Origin of the sequence: Lysinibacillus sp. LK3 (assembly GCF_001043675.1) — a bacterium.
Taxonomy (GTDB): domain Bacteria; phylum Bacillota; class Bacilli; order Bacillales_A; family Planococcaceae; genus Lysinibacillus; species Lysinibacillus capsici.
Map to the genome: position 1 here is coordinate 1 of NZ_LDUJ01000004.1, position 15,013 is coordinate 15,013.

The window sequence follows — 15,013 nt, forward strand, 5'->3', positions numbered from 1 at the left end:
TAGAACCAGTTACCCCAGTAGCCCCAGTAGCCCCAGTAGCGCCGGTTACACCCGTAGAACCAGTTACCCCAGTAGAACCAGTTACCCCAGTAGAACCAGTTACCCCAGTAGCCCCAGTAGCCCCAGTAGCGCCGGTAACGCCAGTAGCGCCAGTAGGTCCGATCGCGCCAGTAGCGCCAGTAACGCCGGTAGCGCCAGTAGCCCCAGTAACGCCAGTAACCCCCGTAGCGCCAGTCACACCTGTACTACCTGTAGGTCCAGTTATCCCCCCAGTCGGTCCTGTAGGTTTCACTGGCCAAATTGGACAACTTGGAATAGGACCAGTTTTACAACAACAAGGAAATGAATGACACTTACTGCAAACTCTATCTATAAAATTTCCAAAATGCATAATCTCACCTCCTCTCTCAAATATCGTATTCTGATGAATGAGAAGGGAGGTAGACACATAACTATTAATTACTTGTAAATAGAGAGTTATTTATAGATTCGTTGCAATTGTATTTAAGATAATTGGATGTTTATCCTGTGAATAGGAGACGAAACTTTTTAGATGGTGATTGATATTTTTTAAGAGTCTTTGTGATTGATTGTTAAAATACGCTTGAAATATTCTTTATTGTGTAGAATTTTTGGGTCATTCGGAATAAACGAGCCCGCTAATTCATTATGGGCATTGGCTAGTTCATATTGTTGTAAGCGATCGTAAAGAACACAGAGCTGTAAGTGGGGTAGCCATGTAGAAAAGCTTTTGTTTTGAAAGGGCGCATTTGGCTTCTGTTTAATCACTAGAGCTTGCTCATACCAAAATATAGCTTCGTAATTTCTAGATTGTTCCATAAAGTGATAACCTAGGCGACAGCAGGCTTCTGGTCGGGGGATATCGTATTCAAAGCTTCGTAGTATAGCGCTGAAATTGTTTTCTTTATCGTTTAAATGGGAATAGCAATCAGCTAATTTTAAGCAGGCACGTATGTTATCTTCAATCCACCCTAATTTGGACGTTAAAAATAATTCATAATAATAAATAGCTTCCTCAAACAGGCCATGATCTACTAATTCATTAGCAAAATAAAATGTATCACGTGGTGATAGTGTTTCTCCCGTTTCAATCAGTTGTCTATAAATCGTAATATTGCGGGAGTGATCATGGGTTAACGGTAAATGGCTGACAGCAACATCACTATCAAACAACATACCACAAACTTCTAAATATTCATGAACTGCACCAATCCATTGAAATTGCTTTTCCCTCCTGACAAGGCGATATCTTCTTATTAAGGCATCTGCATTTCCCTCATGATCGAAACTTAAATGATAATTCATAGAAACAGCATCAATGTCGGAAGTAAGAGATGCTTTGAGTGCCTTTAATTTTTGGCGGTCTTCCTCTAAAAAAACATCGTCAGCATCAAGCCAGAGGATGTATTCTTTTGTTGCTTGTTGAAAGGAAAAGTTTCGTGCTGCTGCAAAGTGATGTATCCATTTAAAATCAAAAATTCGGTCTGTATATTGTGCAACCACTTGCTTTGTACTATCTGTTGATCCCGTATCAACAATATTAATTTCATCTACTATATCTTTGACAGAGTCAAGACATCGACCAATAACATCTTCTTCATTTTTTACAATCATACATAAGCTAATGGATATCATACTCTATTCCTCCTTACCATTATCTTTGTAATATATGTAAGGACGGAAATATTGGTTGGATGATTGAACTGTTAGAAGAATAGCGCGCCTGATATGTGAAATGTATTTTCATGGTTTGTCATAAATTTACCTTCCAAGTTTCACCCGAATTTCACAATTGTGAAGTATAGTAAAGGGGCAGAGGTGATAAAGTTGAAAAAATGGGCATTCTTCATTTTTTCGTTACTACAAATTATATGGTTAGCGGGTTGCGCTGAAAAGTCATATGAACCCATTGAAAGGGAACGAAGTTTTATAGCTTCATTGAACATACAAGAGCCATCATTAGATTTTATTGATGAGGATAGGAATATGCTTGCGACATGGTTATTTGATAAGGCTTATTCAGGGGCCATACTATTAGGAGATGACCAAGTTTTATTATATGGACACCAACTAAATAACATCGACGTCTATACAATATCCACCGGAGAAAAGCTCTATTCAAAAAAAGTAGAGATTGGTACGACCAATGTATACTACGATGACAACATCAAGCAATTTTTTATCACGAATAGTAAAACCAATACAGTGACAAGCTTTGATCAAGAAGGCAATCAGCTAGCTTCACAACAACTTGGCAATTATCCAATGTCAATGACATCGTATAGGGATAAACTATATGTTATTAATTTTAAAGATACAAAGTTATCTGTGTTAAATATGAAGGATTTAAAAATTGAGCAAGAGTGGCCGATTCAAAAGTCTGCACATGGAATAGCTGTTCTAGAAGAAACACATGAGCTATGGGTAGGCGGTCATGGGGAAGGAAGTAAGCCAAATAGTTCTGTTAAAAAATATGATTTGACTACAGGTCAACTGCATGGAGAGATTGATATGCCTTTGATGCCAGTAGGATTAAAAAAGACCAAAGATGCTGTTCTTGTTGTAAGTCATGGTCACAACGAGTTATATGTGGCTGACTTTGATGGCCATATCAAATGGCAGCAAGAGGTTGGGGCAAATCCATTTGTAGTGGATCAATTTAAAGATTATATTGTTGTCGCTGGCTATGATGATCACACATTGTATTTTATAAAAGATGGCCAGAAGGAAAAAACAGTTGATGTGGGGAAAGGTGCTTTTCAGCTGTTAGTAAGGGAGGAACAATGATGACAACTGTATTAATAGTTGATGATGAGCAGGATATGCGTAATTTAATTGAAATGATGCTCAATAACTCTGATATAGAGACATTTACTGCCGCTAGTGGAACTGAGGCTTACGATGTAATAGTGCGTGAAAATATAGATTTAGTATTACTTGATGTAATGATGCCACATGAGGATGGTTTTGTTGTTTGTCAAAGTATTCGGGCTATGTCCAATGTGCCGATTATTTTTTTAACTGCACGTGATGCGAATGAGGATAAAGTGAAAGGTCTTACACTTGGCGGAGATGATTATATTGTTAAGCCATTTACACATGATGAGCTCGTAGCCAGAATTTATGCTGTATTAAGACGAAGTGGTGCAAATATTACAGAACTACAGCAAAAGTACGTAATTTTTGGCTCTATTAAAATAGATGAAATAGCACGAAAAGTATCCGTTGATGGAAAGAGTATTCCACTTACTTTAAAGGAATTTGAACTCTTACACTTATTTATGAAAAATCCAGGAAATGCCTATTCGAGAGAGCAATTATTAGAACGCATATGGGATATTGATTATGTAGGTGGAACACGCACGGTAGATACACATATTAAAACTTTACGAATAAAGCTTGGAAAGGATGCGGCTTCGCATATTCAAACCGTTTGGGGTGTGGGCTACCGCTTTGATCCTGGCGAATGAAAAAAATTGCCACGCGCATTTGGTTGTTAATTTTTGCTTTTTTAATAATTACCGTCGTCTTTATGTATGTTCTCACAAATTTTTTATATCAACGTTTATATGTACAAGATACAGAAGATACAATGGTCGAAGTTGGATTGAAGCTACAAACAATGTATGACAATGGCAAGGTAACGGATGAATTTATTGCAGATATTGAAGAATTTAATGATTATTCCAATTTGAATATATTTGCGGTAAGGAATCCTCGTGAATTAAGTGCCTGTGTTCCATTTGATATCGATTATGAGACATTGATTGGTCCTGAGGAAAGACAAAAATTATTGGCAGGAAAGTATGTGCAAAAAATTGGGTACGAGCCTCGCTTTGATCGACAACTTATTTCGGTGGTTGTACCACTTGTTGATCAAAATCGATTAGAAGGTATTATTTATATTTATTTCCCACTGGCCAAAATTAGTGAATTGGCAAATAGTGGCGTTATTTTATTGTTTATTAGTGCCTTCATATTTTTAGTAGTTGTTAGCTATTTAATTTATAAAGGGATTCGACATATTATGCGACCATTAAACGATTTACAGCTTGCAGTGGAGCAGATGTCCTATGGGAATTATGAGACTCGTGTACCTGTCAATTCACGAGATGAAATCGGTAAATTATCTAGTACCTTTAATAAAATGGCAGAGGCCATTCAGCAAGAGGATGAAGCACAAAAAACATTCTTGGCAACAGTCTCGCATGAATTACGAACACCAATTAGCTATGTAAAGGGCTATAGCGAAGCCATGCAAAATGGCATCATCACAGAAGGCCAAAAAGAAGAAACCATTCAGCTAATCGTCCGTGAGGCCAATCGCATGGAACGCTTAACAAACGAATTACTTCAACTGGCAAGAACAGAAAATGAACAAACTGACATTGATTTATATCCAATTCCATTAGGTGAAACATTACGAGAGGTTCAAAAAATCTTAACGCATCAAGCAAATAAAAAGAACATAACTTTATATTTAGATGTAGATGATGCCCTAATTATTGAAGCGGATGAAGTAAAACTAAAACAAATTTTTATTAACATTGTTGAAAATGCGATTAATTATTCGCATGAAAATTCTAAGGTGGAAATTGTTGCTGCTGAAAAGGCTGGTAGTGCACAAATTACCATTAGGGATTATGGAATTGGTATTCCTGTCGAGGATTTAACCCATGTCACTGAACGATTTTATCGTGTTAACAAAGCTCGAAGTCGTGCGGACGGTGGTAGTGGACTAGGTTTATCGATTGTTGAACAGTTATTAAAACAGTTACAGGGAACGTTAGAAATTGAAAGTGTTGTTGAAAAAGGCACATCCGTGAAGATACGGTTGCCATTAATGGAGGATTAAAAGATGAAAAAGTGGTTATTTGCGCTAATTGCAGTCCCTACATTATTAGTAGGATGTGGAGAAAAAAAAGAGGCATTGCCAGAACCAGAAGTACCACAGATCCCAGAAGTTGAAATTTTAACACCAAAAGAAGTAGCACTCAATGAAACGATTGAGCTGGCAGCACATGTTGAACAAGGTGGAAAAAATGTCGATGATGCTGTAGTAGAATTTGAAGTTTGGGAATCAGGAAAACGCGATGAAGGACAAATGATTGATGGGAAATTAGAGCAAGACGGTGTATATAAAGCAACGACTACTTTTGATCATGATGGTGTGTATTATATGTATGCACATACAACAGCTAACGGTGTTCATAATATGCCAAAGCAACAAATTATTGCTGGAAGCCCTGATATGACAAAGGTTGTCCCAGAGGATGAAAAAGCCAATAACAGCATGGATAATAACATGATGGATCATAATAATGACACTTCAGATGATATGGATCATGAGGAAGAGAAAAAAGATGAAAAAAATCATCATTAAAGGCTTGCAATTTTTTTGAAATAGGAATATGATAATGACCAGATGACCGAAATGGTTTTCTGGTCATTTTTATTGAAGTGTACGAGAGATGTACATAACCTAACTAGAAAGGATGTTACTAATGGATCGTAGGCAGGAAATTCTTGAAGCAGCTGCAAAATCTTTTACATTGTTTGGCTACAAGGCAACAACAATGGAGCAAGTGGCTAAAATCGCCAATGTCGGTAAAGGTACGATTTATACATTCTTTGCAAATAAAGAAATTTTATTTCAAGAGATCGCAATGTCACTTGTACGAGAGATGAAAGCGGAAGCAGATGCAGTGTTGGATGCATCAGCAAGCTTTATGGATAATGCGCATAATGCTTTAATGAAAATGCTACAGTTCCGAGAAAAACATCTTTTATTTGCAAAGCTAATCGAGGAAGAAAAAGAATTACGAACACCAGCAGTTAAACAGGTGCTACTACGTATCGAGACTGAAATCTTATCGTATGTCGCAGAGTTAATACAACGACGTATTAATAAAGGTGAAATTAGAGAGTGTGATGCGGAGCTAGTTAGTTACTTATTGCTGAAGGCATATCTTGCTTTTGTTGTCGATTGGCATGAGTTACATGGTGATGTAATCCCTGAAGAAAAGATTCTTAATCTTTTTAAGGAAACTATCTTTCGAGGTTTGATTTTAACTTGATTCGATAAAATACAGCTGTATAAGTATTGAATCAAGTGCTCTTTTTGCAATTTGTCGAGGTTGATTATTTTTTTTGAATGAAAATGACCAAATGACGTTTTCGGTCAAATAGTTTAGGAGTGAGGATATTATATGATTAAAGCTGAGTGGCTGAAGATCTTTAAAACAAGAAAAATGCTTGTGTCAATCATTGCTGTATTATTTATTCCAGTAATGTATGCGGGTATGTTTTTATGGGCGTTTTGGGATCCTTATGCGGGGCTTCCTAATCTTCCAGTAGCTGTTGTTAATGAGGATACTGGTGCTGAGATGGATGGCGTTAAATTAGACTTAGGGGATACCTTGGTCGATAAATTGATAGATAGCGAGCAATTTAACTTTATAGAAGTTTCAAAAGATGAAGCTGAAAAAGGCTTAAATAGTCGTGACTATTATATGATTTTAGAAATTCCAACAAATTTCTCTGAACATGCAACAACACTATTAGATGACAAACCATCAAAATTAGTAATGAACTACATTCCAAACGAGGGATTGAACTTCCTTGGTGCTCAAATTGGTGAGACTGCAATGGATCGTGTACGCGCTGAAGTAAATTCTCAAGTATCAGCGACTTATGCTGAAAAATTATTTGATTCCATTGCAACACTTGGAGATGGCTTTACAGAAGCTGCAGATGGCTCAAATAAGCTAGATGAGGGTGCACAAAAAGTAGCGAATGGTGCAAAAGATTTAAAAGGATATCTGGAGCAACTAGCATCGAGCACAGTTGAACTATCAAATGGTACTGATAAATTAACAAAAGGTGCAGGAGATGCCGCAAAAGGCGCGAATGACTTATCTAGTGGTTTAGTCAAACTACAAGATGGTACTGTTCAATTACAACAGGGTGCACAGCAAGCTGCAAATGGAGCAACGAGCCTTGAACAGGGGTTATCACAATATACACAAGGTGTTGCAAAAGTTGGTGCTGGTTTAAACACTTTAAACGACAAACAACAGCAAATTAGTGCAGGTGCAGCATCTATTGCTGAGAATGCCGGTGCATTGAATGGTGCAGCAACTCAATTAACAGCGGGATCTGCAAAAGTAGAGGCAGGCATTACAGCTCTATCAAATCAATTACAAACGATGATGGCTTCAATGCCTGAAGAGCAAGCAGCAGCGTTGAAACAAACATTAGCGGAACTGCAGGCAGGTAGTGCTAGTGTGCATAACGGTTTAACATCCTTATCAGCTGGTACAGAAAAATTACAAGCTGGTGCCAATCAAGTAAGCTCTGGGGCAACTCAAATTGCAGCAGGTCAAGCAGAAGTGCTAGCTGGTGCGAATGCATTAACAGCTAAAAGTAATGCTTTATTGGAAGGTGCAAAAGGTCTACAAGCAGGTAATGCTACATTAGCTGCAAAATTAGGTGAACTACATGCAGGTGTGAATACAGCTGTAACAGGTTCAAAAACATTAGCATCTGGTTTAAATGAATTAGCGAATGGTACAACAACATTAAATCAAGGTACTTCAACACTTGCTTCAAAATCTGGTGAGCTAGCACAAGGATCTGCAACACTAGCAGATGGTTCTACGGAGCTTGCAGATGGTACAGCTACTTTATCTGGTAAATTAGGTGAGGCTAGTGAAAAAGCAAATGAAGTTAAAGCAAATCAAGACACGTATGATATGGTAGGTAGTCCAGTTGAAGTTGAAAAAGAGTCTGTAAACCATGTTCCTAACTATGGTACAGGTTTTGCACCGTACTTTATTTCTCTAGGTTTATTCGTAGGTGCATTATTAATTTCAATTGTGTTCCCACTTGTTGAACCTGCTATTCGTCCTAAAAACGGGGCATCTTGGTTTACAAGTAAAGTGACTGTACTAGCAGTCGTAGGTTTAGTGCAAACATTACTAACAGTAGTTATTGTCAAATGGGGTCTAGGCCTCGAAGTGAATAACATGGGCTACTTTATTTTAACAGCCTTATTAACAAGCTATGTATTTTTAGCCTTAATCCAAATGCTTGTTTCGATCTTTGGTGACCCTGGTCGTTTCATGGCAATTGTTGTACTAATTTTACAATTAACAACAAGTGCAGGTACATTCCCATTAGAATTAATACCTTCACCATTACAAGTATTTAACAAGCTATTACCGATGACATATACAGTTCAAGCATTTAAATCAAGTATTTCTACTGGTGATACGTCATTCTTAATGCAAAACTATGGAGTTCTAGCTGGCTTCTTAGTAGCATTCTTAGCGATCACATTTGGTTACTTTATGCTACTGCACAATAAACGTTACTCTAAAGTAGCTGAAGAAAACTAATCATGAAGCACTCACCTAATGTACGGTGAGTGCTTTGTTGTTTATTGGGGTTATGTAATAATTCTTCAGCCTCACATGACATAAATGAAAACAAAGCAATCTATAGAAATTTTATGAAAAAGAGTATGGATTCCATTGCAGGCTACGTGCTTTCTAAGGGCGAGTAGTGAGCTGCTCACTCTAGGCGCTGGCAGAAAGAAAACCCCTTACTTTGCCAAAATGTCTTTCACTGCTAGTGATTGTCTTTTTCAACAACATAAAAACAACAGCTGATATGAGCGTATCAGCTGTTGTTTTTTGTAAGTGTAAGAGATTTAATTAAGGGTTCATCAAAATATGATGAAGGGTGTCATGATTGCTACGTGTGGGGCACGTATATGACTATATCAGAATAGGCAAATGCTTATAGGTGGTTACATTTTTCACAAGTGTTGCTGTAGCATTCGCTTTGTTCTTCCATTTTTTCACCGCACTCAGTACATTGCTTAGCAGGTAAATTCTTGAAAAATTCAACTACGTTTTCTAACATTGTGGACTCCTCCTTTAAGTTCATCTGTACTATTACTGTTTTGATATTTTCTAGTGTATTATAACAGATGCTTTTCGTCAACACAAAATGCCTAATTTACGGTAAAATAAATATGGATATTTTGTGAAGGAGGAAACGTGAACTATGATTTTCGTTGATAATAAAGGGATCCATGATCCACGCATTAATCTTGCTATTGAGGAGTATTTGTTAAAAACAATGGACGTTGAGAAAGAGCCAGTGCTCCTTTTCTACATTAATCAACCGTCTATCATCATCGGTAAAAACCAAAATACGATTGAAGAAATCAATACAGACTATGTAGAGGACAATGGCATTATTGTTGTGCGCCGTCTTTCAGGTGGTGGTGCTGTTTATCATGATTTAGGCAATCTTAACTTCAGCTTTATTACAAATGATGATGGCGATAGCTTTATGAACTATAAAAAATTCACGCAACCAGTCGTTGACGCTCTAGCAAAAATGGGTGTGAATGCAGAGCTCTCAGGACGTAATGATATACTAGCAGAGGGACGTAAAGTTTCAGGAAATGCTCAGTTCTCTACAAAAGGACGTATGTTCAGCCATGGTACATTGATGTTTGATACAGAAATCGATGCGGTTGTCTCAGCCTTAAAGGTCAAAAAGGATAAAATCGAATCAAAAGGTATTAAATCAATTCGCTCACGAGTAGCAAACATTTCAGAGTTTTTAAAAGAGCAAATGACAGTTGAGGAATTCCGCCTTGAAATTTTAAAATCCATTTTTGGCGGGGAAGAAAATATTCGTTATTATGAGCTAACCGAAGATGATTGGGCAAATATCCACAAGCTATCAGAGGAACGCTATCAAACTTGGGAGTGGAATTTTGGGAAATCACCTCGCTTTAATATTCAAAAAACACACCGATTCCCAACAGGAGGCATTGATATTCGTCTAGAAGTAAATCATGGTGTGATGGAAGAAGTGCATATTTTTGGAGATTTCTTTGGTGTCGGTGATATGGCTGATATAGAACAGCGCTTAGTTGGGACAAACTATGACAGAGCTGCAATTGCTAAGGCATTAGCAGACATTGATATCCCTACATATTTTGGTGGAATTTCAACTGAGGACTTTTTACAATTAATTTATTAAGGAAAATACGGTTTCATGTAATGTTTTAGCCTAAAGGTTCGCTGACAATTATGTCGTCGAACCTTTTTTTGATACAATATAGAAAGAAAGGAGTGTTGATATGGAAAAGCATCGAATATTCATAGTTGAAGATGATGTCAAGATTGCATCATTACTAGCGGAAACGCTTAGAAAATATCAATACGAAGTTGCAACAATTCAAGAATTTGATCATCTTATAGAAGAATTTACAGCATTTAATCCACATATGGTGCTGCTTGATATAAATTTACCCGCTTATGATGGCTATTATTGGTGTCGCCAGCTACGTCAGCATACAACATGTCCGATAATTTTCATTTCTGCACGCTCAGGAGAAATGGACCAAATCTTTGCGCTTGAAAATGGGGGCGACGATTTTATTACAAAGCCTTTTAACTACGAAATTGTGTTGGCTAAAATCCGTAGTCATCTACGCCGTACATATGGTGAATATGCAGCAAGGCAAGAAGAACGGACAATCAAGCAAGGACAGCTTGTACTTCATTTAGAAAGAATGGAGCTACATAAAAATGATTTAGAAATTCCACTTCAGAAAAAAGAATGTATCATCTTAGAGCTATTGATGGGCAATGCACCGAAAGTAGTTTCGCGTGAGCAATTGTTAGAGGAGCTTTGGGACGATCAAGCATTTGTCGATGAAAACACTTTGAATGTGAATATGACCCGAGTTCGAAAAAAGTTAGCGGATTATCATATATCGTCAACAATCGAAACGGTACGTGGTGCAGGCTATCGATTCATATTAAGTGCAGGTGAGCTATAGTGGGCTGGAAGCTTTTTTTACGTGATTATGCATCATTTATTGTGTTCCAGCTCTTATTAGTTGGCTTCATCATGGTTATCTATGCACTAGACGGTTTTCGAAATATTGATACGGCTATTTATTCCTTTTGTATTAGCCTTGTGCTATTAGCATCTTTTTTACTTGTCCGCTATTTAATGCGGCAACGCTACTTATTGAAGATAACTCAGCTTCCATCAGCAATGGAGGATGTGCTACAAAAAAATGCAAAAACGCCAGAAGCTATACAAACTGAGAAGTATATGCATGAATTGTATCGACTTTATCAACATGAGCTGCATGCTTTATATGCAAGTCAAAAAAGGCATGATCAATTTATGAACCAGTGGGTCCATCAAATGAAAACACCTATTTCAGTGATTGAATTATTATTACAAGATGACCGACCTCTTGATAAAAAGAATGTTCAGGAGGAAATCGATCGCTTGCGTAGAGGATTGGACATGGTACTTGTTAATGCACGCCTAGAAAATTTTGAGGATGATATGCAAGTAGAGCGAGTTGCGTTAAAAGGTATTGTAACTGCAACTGTTAATGAAAATAAACGTTTATTTATTACGAAAAGAGTTTTCCCGGAAATTCATATTGACGACGATCTAATTGTTGCCAGTGATTCAAAATGGCTTCGTTTCATTCTTGGACAATTTATCACCAATGCAGTGAAATACACGTTTGAAGCCAATAAAAAAATTGTTATTTCTGCCATTGAAAAGGATGACTATGTACAACTTGCGATTTGTGATGAGGGTATTGGGATTCCAGCTTCCGATCTTTCTCGTGTTACGAAAGCCTTTTTTACTGGCGAAAATGGGCGGAAAACAGGTGAATCAACTGGAATGGGCCTTTATTTAGCCAAAGAAATCTGTGAAAAGCTAGGGCATGAGCTGGCTATTACATCAGAGGTAGGAAAAGGGACGATTGTGACAGTAACATTTACAAATTAGGGGGCACTAGGATGGTAGAGGTACGTATAGAAGATTGGAAACTAACAATCGATAAGGAGAAAACAAATGCGCTTTATATGACACATCTGCAAGCGGGAGATCCATTAGCCTATCAAAATTTTATCCTGGCAAATGAAAAGTTAGATGAAGAACTACTGCATTTTTCAAAGAGCCTTGGGTTAAACTTACAGCAACCAACATTATTGAATGCTTTTCCTGTAGACGGTCAACAGATTATGTATAGTGGGTATTATACTGTATGTGGGGAAATCGTAGAGGGAGAAATGGATGCTTGGGATGTAATTATTGGGGAGCATTGCTTTAGTTTAGTAGAGGAAGAGTCAATACTGGCTTTAACAGAGCCTCATTTTCACATTGGTTTTGAGGTCGTTTTACAGTGGCTTTTACCTCAATCCTTAGAATTAATGAAGAAATAAGGTGAATGAAGTATGCCTATTTTACAAATTAAAGATGTGACAAAAGTGTACGAAGGTAAAGTAACGCATCGTGCATTAAATCAATTGAGCTTTGACGTGGAAGAAGGCGAGTTTTTAGCTGTTATGGGGCCCTCAGGAAGCGGTAAAACGACATTACTGAATATTATTTCGACCATCGATGAACCAACTAGTGGAGAAATCATTTTAGATGGAATGAATCCACATAAGTTGAATGCAACAGAGCTTGCCTATTTTAGAAGAAGACAGCTTGGCTTTGTGTTTCAGGATTTCAATCTTTTGCATATGCTGACGGTCGAGGAAAATATCGTGTTGCCCTTAACGTTAGATCAACAGCCGTTAGAGGTAATGGAGGAGCGTCTGGCAAGTATTGTAGAAAAGCTAGATTTAACTTCCTTCCTTCATAAACGTCCAAATGAAATATCTGGGGGACAGGCACAAAGAACAGCAATTGGTCGTGCGCTTATTCATAATCCTAGTCTCATTTTAGCGGACGAACCTACAGGTAATTTAGATTCAAATTCTTCACGTGATGTGCTTGAACTATTGACAAAGGTGAATCAGGATAAACAAACGACAATCGTGATGGTCACGCATGATCCAATTGCAGCAAGTTATTGTGATCGAGTGTTATTCATTAAAGATGGTGAATTTTTTAATGAAATTTATCGAGATGACCGCCGTCAGATGTTTTTCCAACGTATTTTAAATGTTTTGAGCTTACTAGGAGGAGGGCAAGTAGGTGACCTTTCGACAATTCGCTTACCGTAATGTCGTGCGGAACAGCCGGATATATGGCGCCTTTTTCATGGCAAGCTTTTTTTCTGTGGCTGTATTTTTTATCTATTCCATGCTGATGTTTCACCCTGATATTGAACGTGGGATATTAGGGGAGATGTCTCTCATTGGGATGGTGGGGGCTGAAATTGTTCTCGTCCTGTTTACATTATTCTTTTTATATTATTCCATGAGTGCCTTTTTAGAGGCCAGATCACATGAATTTGCTATTTTATTGCACTTGGGAATGGAAAAACGTCAGATGAATAAACTTGTCTTTTTAGAGACAATGATTATTGGAACAGGCTCCATTATTGTAGGGATTGTCTTTGGTTTCTCCTTTTCAAAATTCTTTTTTATGATTGTTCGGGAAATTTTACATTTAGAAGATTTACCACTCTATATTTCATGGGAGCCATTTTTATTAACGATTGGTGTTTTCACAAGTGCATTTTTCGTCATTTCCTTTATTAGTGTGTATTTTACACGAGAGAGAAAATTACGAGATCTTATAAAAGGCAGTGATTATTTAAATAGCTTAACAACGTATTCCAAAATACGAGCTTTCTATGGTATTGCTTTAATTGTAACGACGTATATTCTCGCGTTTGTTGTCGGACATACATCACTAATCGGGCTAACGCTGTTAATACCATTTTCCGCAACATTTGGCACCTATTATTTTTTCAGTGATTCTGTGCCTTGTTTTTTAGATTTAGCACGTGGGAAACGCAAATATCATTGGCAACGCTACCGTCTACTATCGCTAGCAGAACAAACGCATATAATGATGGATAACGTGAAAATGTTTTTCGTTGTGACGATGGTATCGACACTTGCATTTTTATCTGTTGGTGTTTTAGCAACAATGTCCTCCTATACAACGCAATATGATCGATTAAATCCACTCGGGCTGGTTTATAAAGGGGATGTCGATAATCCATATGAACGGGAGCATATCAATTCTTTAAGGCTGCAATTAGAGGAGAAAGGTTTATCTTATCTGCTATCCCGTTTTATTGTTGTGAAGCAAACCTCCTCTTTCACTCGAAATGAAGTGGAGGTTTTTCGAGAGTCCGATATGAATGTCCTGCTTTCTTCCTACAGTTATCCATTATTGAATCTGGAAGCAGGTGAGGCAGTATTCATTCCTTATTCTGAGGATTCCCTAAAAAAATTAAAAGATCGAGTTGTGCATACTGTTTTAGAAGAAAACAATATACCGCTCACTATTGATAGTGTCTATCCAAAAATAGTGTTTCCAGGCTCGATTGTCAGTGTCAATTCGATTGTCATAAGTGATGAAGACTTCGCGAAGCTTATTCATCCGATTTCCGATCAAGACATTATTCAACCAAGCTATCATCTATTTACATTTGTTATTCCTCAATGGATGGAAACGAAGGATATTGGTAAGGATATCGATCATCTAGAATCCAATTTATATTTTATTAAAAAGGATAAGTTTAGCCCTTTTTACTTTGAAAATGCAGGATTAAATTATTCTTATATACTAGCTACCTACTCATTATTTACATTAGTGGGTGTTTTAGTAGCCACTGTATTTTTACTTGCGGCTGGTAGCTTTATCTATTTTAAATTGCATACATCCCTCGAACGTGAAAAGCGTAAATTTGATGTATTAAAACGTATGGGTTTAACAGATACAGAGTTAAAAAAGCTAGTTAATCGCCATTTGTTTCCCCAATTCTTTTTACCTTGGGGTGTTGCGATGATGCATAGTGCCTTTGCTTTTCTAATGGTTCAAGGCATTTTAAGGGACATTGCGAATATATCGATTGTAAAAGAAGTATTCTTTGCTTTTGGCTTTTTTGTATTAATACAAGTGGTTTATTTTTATTTAATTCGATGGCGCTATATCTCCCATATTCGCTCATGAACTAATG

14 protein-coding genes and 1 pseudogene are annotated in these 15,013 nt (G+C 37.3%); 12 read left to right on the forward strand and 3 right to left on the reverse strand.

The window, feature by feature from the left end:
• Positions 1 to 391 (reverse strand): annotated as a pseudogene (locus VK91_RS03380) (collagen-like protein); the annotation flags it as partial.
• Between the two features lie 179 nt (positions 392 to 570).
• The gene (locus tag VK91_RS03385; RefSeq protein ID WP_048390807.1) at positions 571 to 1,656 is read right to left on the reverse strand and encodes a glycosyltransferase family 2 protein; all 1,086 of its coding nucleotides are present in this window, start codon (positions 1,654 to 1,656) and stop codon (positions 571 to 573) included.
• Between the two features lie 183 nt (positions 1,657 to 1,839).
• Here VK91_RS03385 and VK91_RS03390 point away from each other — a divergent pair, with 183 nt between their 5' ends.
• The 6 genes from VK91_RS03390 (at position 1,840) to VK91_RS03415 (ending at position 8,420) form a co-directional block, all read left to right on the forward strand.
• A complete protein-coding gene (locus VK91_RS03390) occupies positions 1,840 to 2,808 on the forward strand; it encodes a YncE family protein (protein ID WP_231595573.1) in 969 nt (322 codons plus the stop codon).
• Entirely contained in the window at positions 2,808 to 3,491 is a 684-nt protein-coding gene (locus VK91_RS03395; RefSeq protein ID WP_004230448.1) for a response regulator transcription factor, read from the forward strand. The genes VK91_RS03390 and VK91_RS03395 overlap by 1 nt, the downstream gene beginning before the upstream one ends.
• Positions 3,488 to 4,876 (forward strand): cell wall metabolism sensor histidine kinase WalK, encoded by a 1,389-nt coding sequence (locus VK91_RS03400; RefSeq protein ID WP_048390812.1) that lies wholly within the window; start codon positions 3,488 to 3,490, stop codon positions 4,874 to 4,876. The genes VK91_RS03395 and VK91_RS03400 overlap by 4 nt, the downstream gene beginning before the upstream one ends.
• Positions 4,877 to 4,879: 3 nt before the next feature.
• Positions 4,880 to 5,404, forward strand: a complete 525-nt coding sequence (locus VK91_RS03405) for a FixH family protein (RefSeq protein ID WP_004230451.1) — start codon at positions 4,880 to 4,882, stop codon at positions 5,402 to 5,404.
• 121 nt (positions 5,405 to 5,525) lie between these two features.
• The gene (locus tag VK91_RS03410) at positions 5,526 to 6,098 is read left to right on the forward strand and encodes a TetR/AcrR family transcriptional regulator (RefSeq protein ID WP_009373269.1); all 573 of its coding nucleotides are present in this window, start codon (positions 5,526 to 5,528) and stop codon (positions 6,096 to 6,098) included.
• Between the two features lie 132 nt (positions 6,099 to 6,230).
• Positions 6,231 to 8,420 (forward strand): YhgE/Pip domain-containing protein, encoded by a 2,190-nt coding sequence (locus tag VK91_RS03415; RefSeq protein ID WP_048390815.1) that lies wholly within the window; start codon positions 6,231 to 6,233, stop codon positions 8,418 to 8,420.
• 403 nt (positions 8,421 to 8,823) lie between these two features.
• On the opposite strand, the gene yhfH is transcribed toward VK91_RS03415, so the two are convergent.
• Positions 8,824 to 8,949, reverse strand: coding sequence for a protein YhfH (gene yhfH, locus VK91_RS22355; RefSeq protein ID WP_004230455.1), 126 nt, complete (start codon positions 8,947 to 8,949; stop codon positions 8,824 to 8,826).
• A 144-nt stretch (positions 8,950 to 9,093) separates the two neighbouring features.
• Here yhfH and VK91_RS03420 point away from each other — a divergent pair, with 144 nt between their 5' ends.
• From VK91_RS03420 to VK91_RS03445, 6 genes are all read left to right on the forward strand, one after another.
• Complete coding sequence (locus tag VK91_RS03420; RefSeq protein ID WP_048390817.1) at positions 9,094 to 10,086, forward strand: lipoate--protein ligase; 993 nt, start codon at positions 9,094 to 9,096, stop codon at positions 10,084 to 10,086.
• 100 nt (positions 10,087 to 10,186) lie between these two features.
• Positions 10,187 to 10,891: a response regulator transcription factor gene (locus VK91_RS03425; protein ID WP_004230457.1), complete on the forward strand. Its 705-nt coding sequence runs from the start codon at positions 10,187 to 10,189 to the stop codon at positions 10,889 to 10,891.
• On the forward strand, positions 10,891 to 11,874 hold the full coding sequence (locus VK91_RS03430) for a HAMP domain-containing sensor histidine kinase (protein ID WP_048390819.1): 984 nt from the start codon (positions 10,891 to 10,893) through the stop codon (positions 11,872 to 11,874). Before VK91_RS03425 ends, VK91_RS03430 begins: the two co-directional genes overlap by 1 nt.
• 11 nt (positions 11,875 to 11,885) lie before the next feature.
• Positions 11,886 to 12,311: a hypothetical protein gene (locus tag VK91_RS03435; protein ID WP_048390821.1), complete on the forward strand. Its 426-nt coding sequence runs from the start codon at positions 11,886 to 11,888 to the stop codon at positions 12,309 to 12,311.
• Positions 12,312 to 12,323: 12 nt separating this feature from the next.
• Positions 12,324 to 13,100, forward strand: a complete 777-nt coding sequence (locus VK91_RS03440) for an ABC transporter ATP-binding protein (RefSeq protein WP_004230460.1) — start codon at positions 12,324 to 12,326, stop codon at positions 13,098 to 13,100.
• Complete coding sequence (locus VK91_RS03445) at positions 13,072 to 15,006, forward strand: FtsX-like permease family protein (protein ID WP_048390823.1); 1,935 nt, start codon at positions 13,072 to 13,074, stop codon at positions 15,004 to 15,006. The genes VK91_RS03440 and VK91_RS03445 overlap by 29 nt, the downstream gene beginning before the upstream one ends.
• Positions 15,007 to 15,013: the final 7 nt, after the last annotated feature.

Bases quoted from the DNA above. Each gene is read 5' to 3' on its own strand.
- VK91_RS03415 (WP_048390815.1), top strand. From the start codon at position 6,231: ATGATTAAAGCTGAGTGGCTGAAGATCTTTAAAACAAGAAAAATGCTT.
- VK91_RS03425 (WP_004230457.1), top strand. From the start codon at position 10,187: ATGGAAAAGCATCGAATATTCATAGTTGAAGATGATGTCAAGATTGCA.
- VK91_RS03405 (WP_004230451.1), top strand. From the start codon at position 4,880: ATGAAAAAGTGGTTATTTGCGCTAATTGCAGTCCCTACATTATTAGTA.
- VK91_RS03420 (WP_048390817.1), top strand. From the start codon at position 9,094: ATGATTTTCGTTGATAATAAAGGGATCCATGATCCACGCATTAATCTT.
- VK91_RS03410 (WP_009373269.1), top strand. From the start codon at position 5,526: ATGGATCGTAGGCAGGAAATTCTTGAAGCAGCTGCAAAATCTTTTACA.
- VK91_RS03440 (WP_004230460.1), top strand. From the start codon at position 12,324: ATGCCTATTTTACAAATTAAAGATGTGACAAAAGTGTACGAAGGTAAA.
- VK91_RS03400 (WP_048390812.1), top strand. From the start codon at position 3,488: ATGAAAAAAATTGCCACGCGCATTTGGTTGTTAATTTTTGCTTTTTTA.
- VK91_RS03385 (WP_048390807.1), bottom strand. From the start codon at position 1,656: ATGATATCCATTAGCTTATGTATGATTGTAAAAAATGAAGAAGATGTT.
- VK91_RS03435 (WP_048390821.1), top strand. From the start codon at position 11,886: ATGGTAGAGGTACGTATAGAAGATTGGAAACTAACAATCGATAAGGAG.
- yhfH (WP_004230455.1), bottom strand. From the start codon at position 8,949: ATGTTAGAAAACGTAGTTGAATTTTTCAAGAATTTACCTGCTAAGCAA.
- VK91_RS03395 (WP_004230448.1), top strand. From the start codon at position 2,808: ATGACAACTGTATTAATAGTTGATGATGAGCAGGATATGCGTAATTTA.